Annotated in this window: 14 protein-coding genes; 7 read left to right on the top strand and 7 right to left on the bottom strand. The window is 64.8% G+C overall.

Annotated features, from left to right (window positions below):
* The first annotated feature begins 132 nt into the window (after positions 1–132).
* Positions 133–2,484, top strand: a complete 2,352-nt coding sequence (locus tag AC1DR7_RS04130) for an arylsulfatase (protein ID WP_478051057.1) — start codon at positions 133–135, stop codon at positions 2,482–2,484.
* Positions 2,485–2,554: 70 nt separating this feature from the next.
* Here the strand turns inward: AC1DR7_RS04130 and AC1DR7_RS04135 are convergent, their stop codons facing one another.
* Positions 2,555–2,911 carry a YkgJ family cysteine cluster protein gene (locus AC1DR7_RS04135; protein WP_457319761.1) on the bottom strand — a complete coding sequence of 119 codons (357 nt, stop codon included), beginning with the start codon at positions 2,909–2,911 and terminating at the stop codon, positions 2,555–2,557.
* A 308-nt stretch (positions 2,912–3,219) separates the two neighbouring features.
* Here AC1DR7_RS04135 and AC1DR7_RS04140 point away from each other — a divergent pair, with 308 nt between their 5' ends.
* Both AC1DR7_RS04140 and AC1DR7_RS04145 read left to right on the top strand, forming a co-directional pair.
* Positions 3,220–3,516 (top strand): hypothetical protein, encoded by a 297-nt coding sequence (locus tag AC1DR7_RS04140; RefSeq protein ID WP_457319763.1) that lies wholly within the window; start codon positions 3,220–3,222, stop codon positions 3,514–3,516.
* Positions 3,513–3,707 carry a hypothetical protein gene (locus AC1DR7_RS04145; protein ID WP_457319765.1) on the top strand — a complete coding sequence of 65 codons (195 nt, stop codon included), beginning with the start codon at positions 3,513–3,515 and terminating at the stop codon, positions 3,705–3,707. The genes AC1DR7_RS04140 and AC1DR7_RS04145 overlap by 4 nt, the downstream gene beginning before the upstream one ends.
* A 29-nt stretch (positions 3,708–3,736) precedes the next feature.
* Here AC1DR7_RS04145 and AC1DR7_RS04150 read toward each other — a convergent pair whose 3' ends face one another.
* A complete protein-coding gene (locus AC1DR7_RS04150; RefSeq protein WP_478051058.1) occupies positions 3,737–4,453 on the bottom strand; it encodes a TetR/AcrR family transcriptional regulator in 717 nt (238 codons plus the stop codon).
* A gap of 57 nt (positions 4,454–4,510) precedes the next feature.
* Between AC1DR7_RS04150 and AC1DR7_RS04155 the strand changes: the two genes are divergently transcribed.
* Both AC1DR7_RS04155 and AC1DR7_RS04160 read left to right on the top strand, forming a co-directional pair.
* Positions 4,511–6,793, top strand: a complete 2,283-nt coding sequence (locus tag AC1DR7_RS04155) for a TonB-dependent receptor (RefSeq protein ID WP_478076403.1) — start codon at positions 4,511–4,513, stop codon at positions 6,791–6,793.
* A gap of 16 nt (positions 6,794–6,809) precedes the next feature.
* Positions 6,810–7,715 (top strand): tyrosine-protein phosphatase, encoded by a 906-nt coding sequence (locus AC1DR7_RS04160; protein WP_457319771.1) that lies wholly within the window; start codon positions 6,810–6,812, stop codon positions 7,713–7,715.
* Positions 7,716–7,921: 206 nt separating this feature from the next.
* On the opposite strand, the gene AC1DR7_RS04165 is transcribed toward AC1DR7_RS04160, so the two are convergent.
* The 4 genes from AC1DR7_RS04165 to AC1DR7_RS04180 form a co-directional block, all read right to left on the bottom strand.
* Complete coding sequence (locus tag AC1DR7_RS04165; RefSeq protein WP_478051060.1) at positions 7,922–9,103, bottom strand: MFS transporter; 1,182 nt, start codon at positions 9,101–9,103, stop codon at positions 7,922–7,924.
* Between the two features lie 101 nt (positions 9,104–9,204).
* The gene (locus AC1DR7_RS04170; protein ID WP_457321689.1) at positions 9,205–10,110 is read right to left on the bottom strand and encodes a LysR substrate-binding domain-containing protein; all 906 of its coding nucleotides are present in this window, start codon (positions 10,108–10,110) and stop codon (positions 9,205–9,207) included.
* A gap of 161 nt (positions 10,111–10,271) precedes the next feature.
* Positions 10,272–10,649, bottom strand: a complete 378-nt coding sequence (locus AC1DR7_RS04175) for a putative quinol monooxygenase (protein ID WP_478051061.1) — start codon at positions 10,647–10,649, stop codon at positions 10,272–10,274.
* Positions 10,650–10,699: 50 nt separating this feature from the next.
* The gene (locus AC1DR7_RS04180) at positions 10,700–11,368 is read right to left on the bottom strand and encodes a carboxymuconolactone decarboxylase family protein (RefSeq protein WP_478052623.1); all 669 of its coding nucleotides are present in this window, start codon (positions 11,366–11,368) and stop codon (positions 10,700–10,702) included.
* 196 nt (positions 11,369–11,564) lie between these two features.
* On the opposite strand from AC1DR7_RS04180, the gene AC1DR7_RS04185 reads away from it, so the two are divergent.
* Positions 11,565–12,458 (top strand): LysR family transcriptional regulator, encoded by an 894-nt coding sequence (locus AC1DR7_RS04185; RefSeq protein ID WP_457319731.1) that lies wholly within the window; start codon positions 11,565–11,567, stop codon positions 12,456–12,458.
* 310 nt (positions 12,459–12,768) lie between these two features.
* Positions 12,769–13,095 (top strand): hypothetical protein, encoded by a 327-nt coding sequence (locus AC1DR7_RS04190; RefSeq protein WP_457319732.1) that lies wholly within the window; start codon positions 12,769–12,771, stop codon positions 13,093–13,095.
* Between the two features lie 40 nt (positions 13,096–13,135).
* Here AC1DR7_RS04190 and AC1DR7_RS04195 read toward each other — a convergent pair whose 3' ends face one another.
* Entirely contained in the window at positions 13,136–13,528 is a 393-nt protein-coding gene (locus AC1DR7_RS04195) for a DUF1264 domain-containing protein (RefSeq protein WP_457319744.1), read from the bottom strand.
* Positions 13,529–13,671: the final 143 nt, after the last annotated feature.

The following is a 13,671-nucleotide window of genomic DNA, read 5'->3' on the forward strand; positions in this document are numbered from 1 at the left end:
CGATGCACGGTTTCGCGCACCTGAGCAAATGGCATCGCCAGTACTTCTACCTATCGGCGGCACCGTTGTTCTTCGGATGCCAATCCAGGACGCCACCGCGACACTGGGCCCTCAGTTCACCGAGGCGCCCCCATGAGCCAGGAACTCCCCGGCAGCACCCTTCCCCTTCCCGAGCAGGCCTACCAGGGACCGCTCTCCTTCGATGCGAAGAAGCTGGGTGTCAAGCTGCCGCCGATCACCGCCAGGCGCCCGCCGGACGGCGCGCCCAACGTCCTGCTGATCATGTTCGACGATGTCGGCTTCGGTGCCGCCAGCGCCTTCGGCGGGCCGGTGCGCACGCCCACCGCCGACCGGCTCGCCAACGGCGGCCTGCGCTACACCCGCTTCCACACCACCGCGTTGTGTTCGCCCACGCGCGCGGCGCTGCTCTCGGGCCGCAACCATCATGCGGTGGCGATGGGCCACATCACCGAGACCGCCACGCCCGCGCCCGGCTACCGCTCCACCCGCCCCAACTCGGCCGTGCCACTGCCGGAAATCCTGCGCCAGAACGGCTACAACACCGCCCAGTTCGGCAAGTGCCACGAAGTGCCCGTGTGGGAGTCCGGGCCCACCGGCCCGTTCGACCATTGGCCGGCCTCCAGCGGCTTCGAGCGTTTCTACGGCTTCATCGGCGGCGAAACCAACCAATGGACGCCCGCCCTGATCGACGGCGTGTCTACCGTCGAGGCACCGCTGGACCCCGGCTACCATCTCATGCCGGACCTGGCCGACAAAGCCATCGACTACGTGCGGCTGCAGAAGAGCCTCACCCCGGACAAGCCCTTCTTCGTGTACTTCGCGCCCGGCGCCACGCACGCGCCCCACCACGTGCCCAAGGACTGGATCGCCAAGTACAAGGGCAGCTTCGATCAAGGCTGGGACGCGCTGCGCGAGGCAACCTTCGCCCGCCAGCGCGAACTGGGCGTCATCCCGTCCGATGCCGTGCTCACCCCGCGCCCGGACGGCATCCCCGCCTGGGACGACATGCCGGCCGAACTCAAGCCAATCCTGGCCCATCAGATGGAGGTATATGCCGCTTTCCTCGAATATGCCGACCACCACACCGGGCGCGTGATCGACGCCCTGGAGGAACTGGGCGTACTGGATGACACTCTGGTTTACTTCATCATCGGCGACAACGGTGCGTCCGCCGAGGGCGGCATCAACGGCGCCTTCATGCTCACCACCGCCTCCAACGGCGGTGCCGAGTACGAGACCGCCGCGTTCTGGAAGCAGCACCTGGACGAGGTCGGCGGGCCCAAGGCCTACAACCATTACGCCGTCGGCTGGGCGCATGCGCTGTGCACGCCCTACCAGTGGACCAAGCAGGTGGCCTCGCACTACGGCGGCACCCGCAACGGCACCATCGTGCATTGGCCGGCGCGGATCGCCGGCGGTGAGCTGCGCAGCCAGTGGCACCATGTCATCGACGTGGCGCCGACCATCCTTGACCTGGCCGGCCTGGCGCAGCCGCACACCGTCAACGGCGTCACCCAGGTACCGATGCACGGCGTTTCCATGGCGTACACCTTCAACGACGCCGAGGCCGACGAGCGCCACCTCACCCAGTACTTCGAAATCATGGGCAACCGGGGCATTTACCACGACGGCTGGACCGCGCAGACCAAGCACCGCACCCCGTGGGACGTGGTGGCCAAGGGCGTGGACTTCTCGCAGGACGTCTGGGAGCTCTACGACACCACCAAAGACTGGACCCAGTCCGACAACCTCGCCGCCACCCAGCCGGACAAGCTGGCCGAACTGCAGCAGCTGTTCCTGATCGAAGCGGTACGGCACAACGTGCTGCCCATCGACGACCGCGCCGCCGAGCGCATGAATCCCCAGCTGGCCGGCCGCCCCACGCTGACCACCGGCGACACCCTGCGGCTCTATCCCGGCATGACCCGCCTGGGCGAAAACGTGGCGATCAACGTCAAGAACCGCTCCTACGCAGTGACCGCCGAGATCGAAGCGCCCGCCGACAGACCACTCAATGGCGCCATCATCGCCCAGGGCGGGCGCACCGGCGGCTGGTCATTCTTTACCGAGAACGGCAAGCTCGGCTACCACTACAACCACTGCGGGCTGCTGCGCAAAACCATCCTGTCCGACGCGGACATCGGCGCCGGCCGGCACCAGGTACGGGCCGAGTTTGCCTACGCCGGCGGCGGCATCGGCCGCGGTGGCACGGTCACGCTGTACATCGACGGCAAGGCCGTGGGCAGCGGCGCGATCGAGCGCACCCACCCGCTGTACTACTCCTTCGATGAAGGCCTGGACGTGGGCATCGACACAGGGATGCCGGTGTACGAGGGCTATGTCACCGAGCGTGGCAAGTTCAACGGCACCATCCAGTGGGCGGAGATCCAGCTGGACCAGGACGATCACTCGCACATGATCGACCCCGAGAAACACCTGGCGGCGGTGATGCGTCATCAGTAGCAGGCAGACTCGCTGCGGCAGACCGACGGCATGCAAGACGTTGCGGCCAGCTCAATGCAGGCCCGCCAGGCTAAAGCAGCACCTGCCGCGTGCTGCGAAGAAAGCGATGGATCTCGTCTTCCACTGCCTCATCGATCATATAGACCGGCCGCTGGCCATTGGGGCAGCGCAGACGAGGCGTGGTTCCGAACAAACGGCAGATCAGCGGGCGCTCGGCGTAGACCTCGCACCCCTGCTTGCCCAGGTAGGGGCAACTGAGCTCAGCCAGGGCAGCATCACGCTCGGCCTCGCTCTTGATGGGCAGGCGCGCCATTTCCTCGGTCGACACCGTAACCGGACCGCAGCAGTCGTGGCACCCGACAATGCACCGGAAGGAAGGGATCTGATCGCGCAGCCGATCTATCGCGTCGCTGTTTGTATAGGGCATTGCGATGAGCCTCAGCCACACGTCAACGGAAGGCCATTTTACAACCCTGTTGCCCTGCTGGGCGGGCGGACGCGCGCCATGGCGTGAAGCCACCGCCAGGCGCCGATCGCGGCGACGGCCTGGTGGGCTGTCATGCCGCTGCAGGGCCTAGGCTACCACCGGTTCCCGCCCCGGAAGTCCGCCGATACCTACGCCTACCCGGCGACCACTGGGTTCAGGGGCGCATTCAGCACCTGACCTTGTGAGACCATGCGCCGAACAAACGGTCCTTCGCTCCACCGTGCTTCGTAGTCGTCAAGGACACACCCATGCCAGACACCGGCCTGTTCTACATGTTTGAAGTGTGCTGCAGCCCAACGAAAACGGCTCAACATGCCTTTCCTGAGATCGAGTTCATCCGGGTCCAATGCAACACCTGCCGGCATATCTTCAGGGCGACCGAACCGCCGAGTCTGGAAGCGTTCGTTGGCGGAGGCGCGGCTATCACGTGCGCCAAATGCGGAACACGGCAGGCGATCTCGGGGGCGCGTTTTGCTGAATACATGGAGCGCTTCCCGAGCGGCAATTGCGAGGAATACAGGGCCACGGCAGGAGACAGGCCATGACGCCACTCGACAAAGCCATCCGGAGAGAAGTCCAGGTCGGAGATGACACCTACACCGTGACCATCGACCCGACCGGCCTCAAGCTCGTGCTGAAGGGGCGAAGAAACGGGGTGGAACTGCAGTGGACCGAGCTGGTCAACGGCGACGCGGCGTTGGCTGCAGCGCTCCAGGCATCCATAGACGCCAAGTGACGCTCCACCAGACCGAACGCCCCGCCCGGTCACTCCCCGAGCACGCGCGCGATCGCAGCCGCCAGCAAGCTCCGCAGCGTCTCCTTCGCCAGGCCGGGATCGCGCACGGCGCGCATCGCCAGGCCCTCCACCAGCACCCGTAGCAGCAGGATGCGGGCCTGGATATCCCCTTCCTCCGGATCCCGTTCGCGCGCGATGTCGTGATGCCGCAGCCAGGCGCCGATCGCCGCGCTGGTCTGCCGGTCGTGCCGCCGCAATACTTCGGCCACCACCGGGTCACGGTGGGCTTCAGCGGTGATTTCCGCATACAGCGCGACGTTGGCGATGGCATTGCCGGCGGTCTCCAATGTCCCCCCGCGCGCCCACACCTCATGACAACGCAGCAGCCCCTCCACCAGATCCGATGCTGCCGGCATCTGGCCGATGGAGTCCTGGTCATGGGCCAGCTGACGCTCGATCAGCGCCAGGATCAGCGCGCGCTTGTTGGCGAAGTAGCGATACATCAGTCCCTGGCTGATGTCCGCTTCGGCGGCGATCTCGCTGATCGAGCCGGCATGGAAGCCACGGGCGATGAAGCAGCGTTGCGCCGCGTCGAGGATGCGTTGGCGCTGGGCCTCCGCACGGGCCGCGGCAGCATCTTCGGCGGGGGTGCCGGCAAGGGGGTTAAGCGTCATTGCTTGTCGTAGAAGGCGTCCAGTTGACGACGGATGGTACGGCATTCGACAGGTGAATGAACGGTCATTCATCTGTCATTTCACGCGTCCAGACTGCGCCGGCCTTCCCCCCTCCCGCGAACCCATCCGATGCGCCACGCCCAGCTGCACCTCCACCTGTTAGCCCTTGCCATCGCCACCGCCCTGCCCGGCATTGCCCTCGCCAACGACGCCGAACCCGCCGCCGATGCAGACATCGCCGCCCGCGATGTGGTCGCGCTGGACCAGGTCGTGGTCACCGCGCAGAAGCGCGCCACCAACCTGCAGGAAACCCCCATCTCGGTCTCCGTCGTGGATGCCGAAGCCTTGAAGGATCGCAGCGCGATCTCCATCGGCAGCCTCGCCGATGGCTCGATCCCCTCGCTGCGCGTCACCCCGTTCGCCACCCGCAGTTCCGCACTGAACATCGGTATCCGCGGCATCGGCGCGTCCGGCGATGCCAACCAGCCCGCGCGCGACGCCGGCGTGGGCGTTTACGTCGATGGCGTGTTCATGGGCCGCGCCCAGGGCCTGGGCAGCATGCTGTATGACGTGGAGCGCATCGAGGTATTGAAGGGGCCGCAAGGCACCCTGTTCGGCCGCAACACCGAAGGCGGCGCGCTCAGCATCGTCACCAAACAGCCCACCGGCGAGTTCGGCGGCAGCGTCAGCGCGGGCGTGTCCAACTACAGCGGCTACACCACCGGCCTGCACCTGGACCTGCCCAAGGTGGGCGATGTGAGCGTCAAGATCGACGCGGTGCAGGCCAAGCGCGGCGGCACCACCGACAACCCGATGCGCGGCGAGCGCGATTTCAACAGCTACGACAAGCGCGGCGCCCGCATCAGCGCACTGTGGCAGCCCAGCGACACCTTCTCCGCGCTGTATGCCTTCGACACCTCCTATGACGCCACCACGCCGTACCACACCCAACTGCTGGTACCGGGTGCCTTCGTGAGCCCGCTGCAGAAAGCCGGTGCCAGCGAGGATCGCCGCGATTCGTCCATCCTCGGCGGCCCGCAGGAAGACAACATCGGCCGCACCAGCGGCCACCTGCTCAACCTCGGCTGGACCTTGAGCGACACCCTCGAACTGAAGTCGATCAGCTCCTACCGCGAACTCACCCAGGGCCAGTTCGACATGGGCCTGGTCGACGCGATCTCCGCGTACGGCGGTCCGAACACTCCCTTCGCCCGCTACAGCCTTGCCCAGGTCTACCAGCACCAGTACAGCCAGGAATTCCAGCTGATCGGCACCACCTCGCAGGTGCAGTTCCTGGCGGGCGCCTTCTACTATCACGAAACCGCCGGCGACAACGCGCAGACGCCCAACATGCTGCTGTGGGGCCCCGGCGGCAACAGCTACACGCTCAACCCGGCCACCAACCCGTTGAACCTCGGCAACGTGCGCATCGACCGCGCCAGCAAGGCGTGGACCGACAGCCTGGGCATCTTCGGCCAGGCCACCTGGACGCCGGCTTCGCTCGAGCGCCTGCACCTCACCGCCGGCGGCCGCTACACCCGCGATGACAAGAAAGGCAGCCTGTACATCGTCAACGGCGCCGCCACCCACCTGGCCTTCGACGATGCCTGGGGCCGCTTCGATCCCATGGTGAACATCGCCTACGACCTGGGCGAAAGCGCAATGGTGTACGCCAAGTACAGCACCGGCTTCAAGGCCGGCGGCGCCAACTCGCGCTCCACCACCTATACCGCCTTCGCCCCGGAAGAAGTGACCGCATTCGAGCTCGGCTTCAAATCGCAGTTCTGGGACAACCGCGCACGCCTCAATCTGGCCTTGTTCGATTCGAAGATCGAACACAAGCAGATGGACTTCTCGCTGCCCTTCGACCCCAACAGCGGCGAAACCCGTACCACCATGGTCACCACCAACGCGCTCAGCAACGGCAGCTCGCGCGGTGCCGAGCTGGAGTTCAACGTGGTGCCGGTGGACAACCTCACCGTCGGCCTGAACTACGCCTACACCAAGATCGACGCACAGCGCGCCGTCGACCCGTTCGGCGCCGGCGTACAGGTCACCGTGCAACCGCTGCTGGCGCCGAAGAACGCCGGCAGCCTGTCGTTGGACTACCTGGTGCCGTTCGCCAACTTCGCCGCGCTCAAGTTCCATCTGGACGGCAACTGGTCCGACGGCTACTACACCAGCGAATACGACCAGATGCTCACCGACAGCTCGTTCATCGTCAACGCACGCGTGGCCCTGGTGGACGTCCCGCTCAACAGCGCCGGTTCCACCCTGGCTGTCTCGCTGTGGGCGCGCAACCTGCTCGATGAAGAGCACCTGTTCTACAAGCTCAACAACGCCTCCCTTGGCCAGAGCGGCATCTTCAATGATCCGCGCACCTATGGCCTGGACGTCACCRTCACCTTCTGACCGCATGGAGAACCCGATGAAGAACCGAACCGCCCCACTCGCCCTCGCCGTTGCCCTGAGCCTGCCCCTGCTCACCGGCGCGGGCGCAGCGCTCGCACGCGCGCCCGCCGCCGACACCACCAACGCCGCTCCGCGCACCGCCAACGTGCAGCCGGTCGCCGCCGATGCACAGCGCGTCATTCCGCTGCAGGGCGCATGGAACACCCGCACCTTCGTTGGCCTGCAGGGCAGCCAGGGCCCGATCCCGGCCAGCGCGTTCGTGCGCACCTCCGACCTGGGCCGCCTGACCGCCGCCGACCGCGACGCGCTGGCCGCTGCTGGCGTCACCCTGGATATCGACCTGCGCACCGCCGATGAGCAGGCGCAGTCGCCGGACCTGCTGGCCACCGATGCGCGCTTCGCCTACCAGCGCACCTCGCTGATGGGCACCGAGAAGATGGACCTGCAGAAGATGATGACCACCTTCCCCGATTCACTGGGCGCGGCCTACGTGCAGTGGCTGGACCACAGCCAGCCGCAGTTCAAGCAGGTCTTCCAGCGCATCGCCGCCGAGCGCGACGGCACCGTGCTGTTCCACTGCACGGCCGGCAAAGACCGCACCGGCATCATCGCCGGCCTGCTGCTCGACCTGGCCGGTGTCTCGCGCGCGGACATCGTGCACAACTACGCCATCTCCGCGCACTACCTGGAGGGGCAGCCCAAGGACAGCGCGATGAACGCGCAGATCATGGAACTCATCAAGCAGAACCCGGAGATCGGCAGGAAGATGGCCGGCATGGCGGGCACGGCGCCGGAGAACATGGAGATGTTCCTGGCGGCGCTGCATAAGCAGTATGGCGGCGCGGAGGGCTACCTGAAGTCCATCGGCGTGAGCGAGGCGGAAATCGATCAGCTGAAGGTGCGGCTCGGTCAGGCGGGTTGAGTAACCCGGGCAAACCTGGCCAACCGATAGAAAGCACAAGAGCCCTGGATAATCCGGGGCTCCTGCGTTGCCTGCACTTCCGGTCGCACGACACCCCCAGGTGCGGTGGACGCTCTCCCGTGCCTTCCAGCGTTCAGACCGGAATGCGCCGCCTTGCACGCGCCTATGTCGATCACAGCGTGTGCCATCCAACGCGTCGATGCCGATCAGGGAACCGACGATTCCAGCTCTTTCATTCGTCGCTTCTGCAGGTACAGCACCATCACCGCCAGCACCGCGGCCGACGCGCCCGTCAGCGGGATGGACGCCAATGACGCATAACTGATCGTGAGGCCGCCCAATGCACCGCCCAGCGCAGTCCCCAGATTGAAAGAAGCGATGTTCAACCCCGCCGCCACCGAACTGTAGGCGGGAATGAAGCGTTGGGCCTGCCTGAGCAGCCGCAGCGTCAGCAGGGTCACGATGGAGAAGAAGCAGATGCCCAGCGTGCCAATCAGAAGCATCATCAGCACCGGCATACCTGCGAAAGCGTACAAACCGAGCAGATTCAACGCCAACGCGACCAGCGCGAGCCGGATACTGCGATCCACGTCCGTCGCGTCGGCAAGGAAGCCTCCCAGAAGATTGCCGGCGATCGCGCAGATGCCGAACAACAGCATCCCCAGGCTCAGCCACTGCACGCCCACCGCAGTGACCTGCTGCAGATACGGCGAGACGAACGTAAAGAACGAAAACGTGGCAACGCTGACGAGCGCGCCGATACCGGCGGTGATCAGCAGCTGCGGATGGGCGATGGCCTTGATGCCCTTCCACGCGCCACCGCCGGTTGAACCCGCTTCCGCCTTACCGCGTGGCATGCAGAGCGCCAGGCCAAGCATGCCCCCCGCACTGAGCACGCCAATCGCCATGAAAATCATGCGCCAGGACCACAGGCTTCCCAGATAGGTGCCGAGCGGAACACCGATGGCCAGTGCCAGCGTCAGCCCGATCCACACCACCGACAGCGCCCGACCGGATCGCTGTGGTTCCACCAGCCGGGTGGCCGCGTCGGAGGCCACCGCCATGAACACGCCGTGGCCCAGGCCGACCACGAAGCGGACAGCCAGCAGGACCACCAGAGTGGGCGACGCACTCATCAGCAGGCTGCCCACCCCAAGCAAGGCCGTAGCCAGCAACAGGATATGCCTGTCCCGCCAGTGGGCGACCAGCGCGGTGATGAACGGTGCCCCGATGGCGGCACCCAGTGCGTAAGCGGCAATGGCCGTACCGACGAGGGAAATCGGCGCATCAAGGTCGTCGGCAATGGCGGTCAACAGCCCTGCGACGACGAACTCGGAAAGACCGAACGCGAATGCGCACAGCGAAAATACATAGATGGCGGCGGGCATTGCAGATCCTCAGCAGCGGGGCCGCCGAAGACTAGTGGCTTGCCTGGTGCGGGTGAAGGACTGTCTGCATACCGCACCAAGACGCGGCGCGTCTCATCCGATCAGGGCGGTGACAAGGTCTCCAGGACCGCCTCTATCAACCGGTCGCGGATCGCCGATGCCCGGGTCTCGTTCCAGGCCATGAACAGGTCCAGGCGGGACAGCGCATCGGAAGCGTCCACCTGGAGCGGGCGGAACACCACGTCCGTTCGCGCATTTGTCGCCAGGGACGCGGGCAGTAGCGCTACGCCGAACCCAGCGGCCACCAAGGCAATCAGCGTCTGCATCTGCCGGCCGTGCTGCACGATGTCGGGAACAAACCCCGCTGCGTGGCACAGGCTGAGGAGCTGGTCATGGAACCCCTTGCCGAGCGTCCGCGGTGAGGCGACGAACGCGTCGTTCTTAAGCAGTTGCAGCGCGATGGTCGGGGCCGCTTCCAGCCGATGGCCGGCAGGCAGCGCAACGACAATCGGTTCGCTCGACACGGTGGCCAGGCGCAGGTGCGGGACAGACGTTCCGGGCGACCGCATGAACCCAATATCCGCCCTGCCCTGCTCCAGCGCGATCACCTGCTCCTGGGTCGTGGCTTCCACCATCGTGAACGAAATGCCGGGGGAAGCATGTCGGAAACCGCGAAGCGCGCGTAGCAGAGGGGCGTAGGGCGCGATGTTGATGAAGGTCAGCGTGAGGTGGCCCTCAATCCCTTCCGCCACCCGCCGCGTCTGCGCCACGCCCTCCTCCAACGCGCGCAAGGTGCTGCGCGCAGTGACAAGGAACGCCGCGCCGGCCGCGGTCAGTGCCACACTGCGATTGGTGCGCACGAACAGAGGCGCACCGACGGCGCTCTCAAGCTTGCGGATCGCCTGGCTCAGCGGGGGCTGGGCCATGTGCAGCCGCTCGGCGGCACGATTGAAGTGCAGCTCTTCGGCAACGGCAACGAACTGTTGGAGCAGGCGGGTCTCTATCACTGAAACGCCACACCTCGTGTTTCCCCTGGATTGGGCGTGGTCAACATAGCAAATCACGGCGCCTGGGGCGCCGACGCGCTCTGGATCTCAACCCCCGCGTTTTGCTCTGCACCCGTTCCAAGGTCTATGACTTATTTCATTTCCCGCCGGCAGACCGACTGCTACTTGATCTTCAGTTCCGGCAAGAGAGGGTCAACATCAACCAACTCCAGTGACTTGACCATGTGCAGGGTCCCGTTCTTGTACTTGAGGAAATGCGAACTCTTCACATGCGTTTCGTAAGCCTGCCGGCTTGCATAGATCTCAAGGATTGTCAGCCGCGTCGGATCTTCCTTGTCAAACACCGCATACAGCGACAGCACGCCTGGCTCAAGCGCCATGGAGGCGCGAACTTCGTCAGCCAGGGCAGCTCGATACGCGGGAAGATGGTCTGCATTGACGGTGATCTTCGAGAGCCTCGTCATCTGAGCCTCCTCAGCGCCAACACTGAAGGCGCATGCCGCCACGCCGATGAAAGTGCCGATCAGTATCGTGTTCACTTAAGCCTCCCGTTCGTGCATGCCACTCGACGATGCCTCTGGCCTGAACATCATTCGGGTCGGGCCTCCAGGTGACGTTGAATGCCTAGGCGGACGCGCTCGGCAGCCTCCAGGCCGACGCGCGCTTCGAGAACATCCGCTATCCCATACAGCTGCTCTGGGCGCAGCCCTATGTTCATACTGATACCGATGTGCGACTGCAACTGGGGCTCTACCCCGGACATGGCCGCCAGCATGCTGACCGTTGCCAACTCCCGGCTTTGCCAATCCAGGTTGTCGCGCTCGAAGATGTCGCCAAACAGGTGCGTACGCAAATACTCATTTGCCTGCGGTGCGAAATCGAACAAAGCCCCGGAGACCGGCCCCCCAGCCAGCTTGGTCTGATTGGCCGTGCCTGCAGCGAGCAACGCGTCGCCTTTGGGAATCGGCCGGCCCGGCTCGCGACCGATTTCATCCTGAAGGCCGCGCTGCCTGCGGGCTTCTGCCACCCTCATCAGTTCGCTCAACGCATTCAGACTGCGCGGAAACCCCGCATAGGCGTAGACCTGCACGAGGATCTCTCGCGCTTCGGCCACGCTCAACCCCGCGTCGAGAGCTTGATTCACTGCGTCCCGGAGGTTTGCCATGTCGCCGGCGGCTGCGGAGGCGCTCATCGGGATGATCGCTTGCTGCCGGGGATCCAATACGGTGGCAGAAACCACGTGCGACTCAGTATTCATAGCGCTTCCTTCCTGTGCATGAACCCTCTGTACCGGCACGCTGACAAGTATCGCCCCAGCCATCAGACAGGCAATACGGTTCGGTTTCATGCGCGGGAGGCCTCGGGGGATGAAGGTCACCACGATAGTCGCCGGCCGCTACCGCGATAACCCGGCTGAAAGTTGATGCATTGCTGAATTCAGCTCACAATTGGCCATGAGCGCTGTGAAGACCAACGATCTCCAGGCCTTTCTGGTAGTGGCACAGGAACAGAGCTTCACCAAGGCGGCCGTTCGCCTGGGAGTGACCCCCTCTGCACTCAGCCACTCGATGCGGTTGCTGGAAGAACGCCTGGGCATCCGGATACTGGCCCGCACTACACGCAACGTCTCCCCTACCGAGGCGGGCGAGCGGCTGATGCACTCCATCGCACCGCACTTCGAGGCCATCGGCGCCAGCGTCGAGGCACTGGGGGAGCTGCGCGACCGTCCGGCCGGAACCCTACGGATCTCCTGCACGGACGATTCCTTGGAGACCATCATCCGTCCGCGGCTTGCCGGGTTCCTCGCCGAATACCCGGATATCACGCTTGAGTTCTACGTGGACTACGGGTTCACCAACGTGGTGGAACAACGCTTCGACGCTGGCATCCGGCTGGGCGAGGCGCTCAGCAAGGACATGATCGCGGTCAGGGTTGGACCCGATTGGCGCTTGGTCGTGGTTGGATCTCCTCATTACTTCGCGAAGCATCCGAAGCCGCGGAAGCCCGCCGACATCATGGAACACCGATGCGTGCACATCCGGCATCGTCCAAACGGTGTCATTTACGCCTGGGAGTTCGAGGAGGGGGGCAAGGAGTTCACCGTACGCGGCGAAGGCCAACTGGTGTTCAACAGCATGACCCACGTCGTCAATGCCGCCGTGGACGGCCTGGGCTTGGCCTATGCGCCCGAACCGATGGTCACCGAGCATATTGCGGCGGACAGGCTGGTTGCCGTGTTGGACAAATGGTGCTTGCCCTTCCCCGGCTACCACCTCTACTACCCCAACCGCCGGCAGCCCTCGCCTGCGTTTACGGCGCTGGTCGCTTGGCTGAAGCGGGATGAGTGAAATGGGAAGGACGTAGGGGAGATGACGGCGGCCTCTTTCGAGGAAATGATGAGGTCCTGAAACTGACCGCCCTACGGACAGCGCATTGGTCGCTGCCACAACCGTCTCTCATTGATGCAAGGTGCGCTTCCGGCCAGAAGCGGGTGTTCTCATCCGCTTCCAAACCTGTTGCAGAACAGAGGGCGACGCCCACCGACGTGGGTATCAATCGGCGCGGCAGTGGTGACGGACCAACACTGCGGCCCATCACGACAATCCCGTCACGGGTTTCCGGAGATGCTCTGATCATTCCCCCTGTTCAGGAGCAACGATGCCCACCTCAGCATCTTTTGTCATTCGCTCCTTTGAAGCGAGCTATGCCGCATCCGGCGAAGTAGAGCGAATCCTGGCGCTGACCGTGGAATGCGGCCATTGCAGCACAACCACTGCCTCAACCCTTGGCTCCCTGATGGAGCTTCCAGGTGGTGCGCTTTTTCGCTGTGGGCAGTGCGGCTCGCATCACGCCGTCAGCAACGCGCGGCTCTCGGCTATTGGCGAGCCTTTCAGGCGTTCTGCGGAGCACGCGTTGGCACGGGAAATGCAGCTCAACCCTATGCTGCCAGTGTTCCATCGGGCCCTGGCCATCGAAACGAGATAGTAGCCGGCGGACGTCCTGGCCTTGGCCTCGACGTCCACGCTCACCGTCCTGAGCTGCCCTTGGACGTCGCATTCTTGTCCCCGTCGGACGGCGCGTCGGGGTCTTCCTTCCCGGCGTGAGCATGTCCACCCGTCGGGTCTTCGATCTGGATGACCTTCCCCTTCTGCCACGCATCGGCGCCTGCATCGTTTGAGGGCGCGGCGATGTCGGCACGGCGCTTTCGCTTGTCCTCACTACTGACCCCGAGCCGGGCGTCACGGGCAGCGACCATGGCCGGGTCCGCCTGGCCATCTGCGGTGAATCCCATCATCAGCTGCGGCATGCCTCGGGGCAGGTCCTTGTCCAGGTCTGTGTGCCAGGTGTGCCAGGTCTTGCCATCACGGCCACATGTTTCGATGGCAACGCCAGGGAGTATGAAACGATCGTGATTCAGGAAGCGGTTGCCGGCATCGGCGCCCGAAAGACCATGGCATTACGACTGCTCGAAGCGTCCAGGGCAGCCGCCGTCCTCAAACTGGCGAGCTACCTGCGCCGCTGAGGCGTCGACTGGATACACCTTCGGCCTCCGTCTCACCG

This window comes from Stenotrophomonas sp. P5_A9, from assembly GCF_056400525.1.

What these genes read in the sequence shown, in the direction of transcription:
- AC1DR7_RS04130 (WP_478051057.1), top strand. Translation starts at nt 133, where the DNA reads ATGAGCCAGGAACTCCCCGGCAGCACCCTTCCCCTTCCCGAGCAGGCC.
- AC1DR7_RS04135 (WP_457319761.1), bottom strand. Translation starts at nt 2,911, where the DNA reads ATGCCCTATACAAACAGCGACGCGATAGATCGGCTGCGCGATCAGATC.
- AC1DR7_RS04140 (WP_457319763.1), top strand. Translation starts at nt 3,220, where the DNA reads ATGCCAGACACCGGCCTGTTCTACATGTTTGAAGTGTGCTGCAGCCCA.
- AC1DR7_RS04145 (WP_457319765.1), top strand. Translation starts at nt 3,513, where the DNA reads ATGACGCCACTCGACAAAGCCATCCGGAGAGAAGTCCAGGTCGGAGAT.
- AC1DR7_RS04150 (WP_478051058.1), bottom strand. Translation starts at nt 4,453, where the DNA reads ATGAATGACCGTTCATTCACCTGTCGAATGCCGTACCATCCGTCGTCA.
- AC1DR7_RS04160 (WP_457319771.1), top strand. Translation starts at nt 6,810, where the DNA reads ATGAAGAACCGAACCGCCCCACTCGCCCTCGCCGTTGCCCTGAGCCTG.
- AC1DR7_RS04165 (WP_478051060.1), bottom strand. Translation starts at nt 9,103, where the DNA reads ATGCCCGCCGCCATCTATGTATTTTCGCTGTGCGCATTCGCGTTCGGT.
- AC1DR7_RS04180 (WP_478052623.1), bottom strand. Translation starts at nt 11,368, where the DNA reads ATGAATACTGAGTCGCACGTGGTTTCTGCCACCGTATTGGATCCCCGG.
- AC1DR7_RS04185 (WP_457319731.1), top strand. Translation starts at nt 11,565, where the DNA reads ATGAGCGCTGTGAAGACCAACGATCTCCAGGCCTTTCTGGTAGTGGCA.
- AC1DR7_RS04190 (WP_457319732.1), top strand. Translation starts at nt 12,769, where the DNA reads ATGCCCACCTCAGCATCTTTTGTCATTCGCTCCTTTGAAGCGAGCTAT.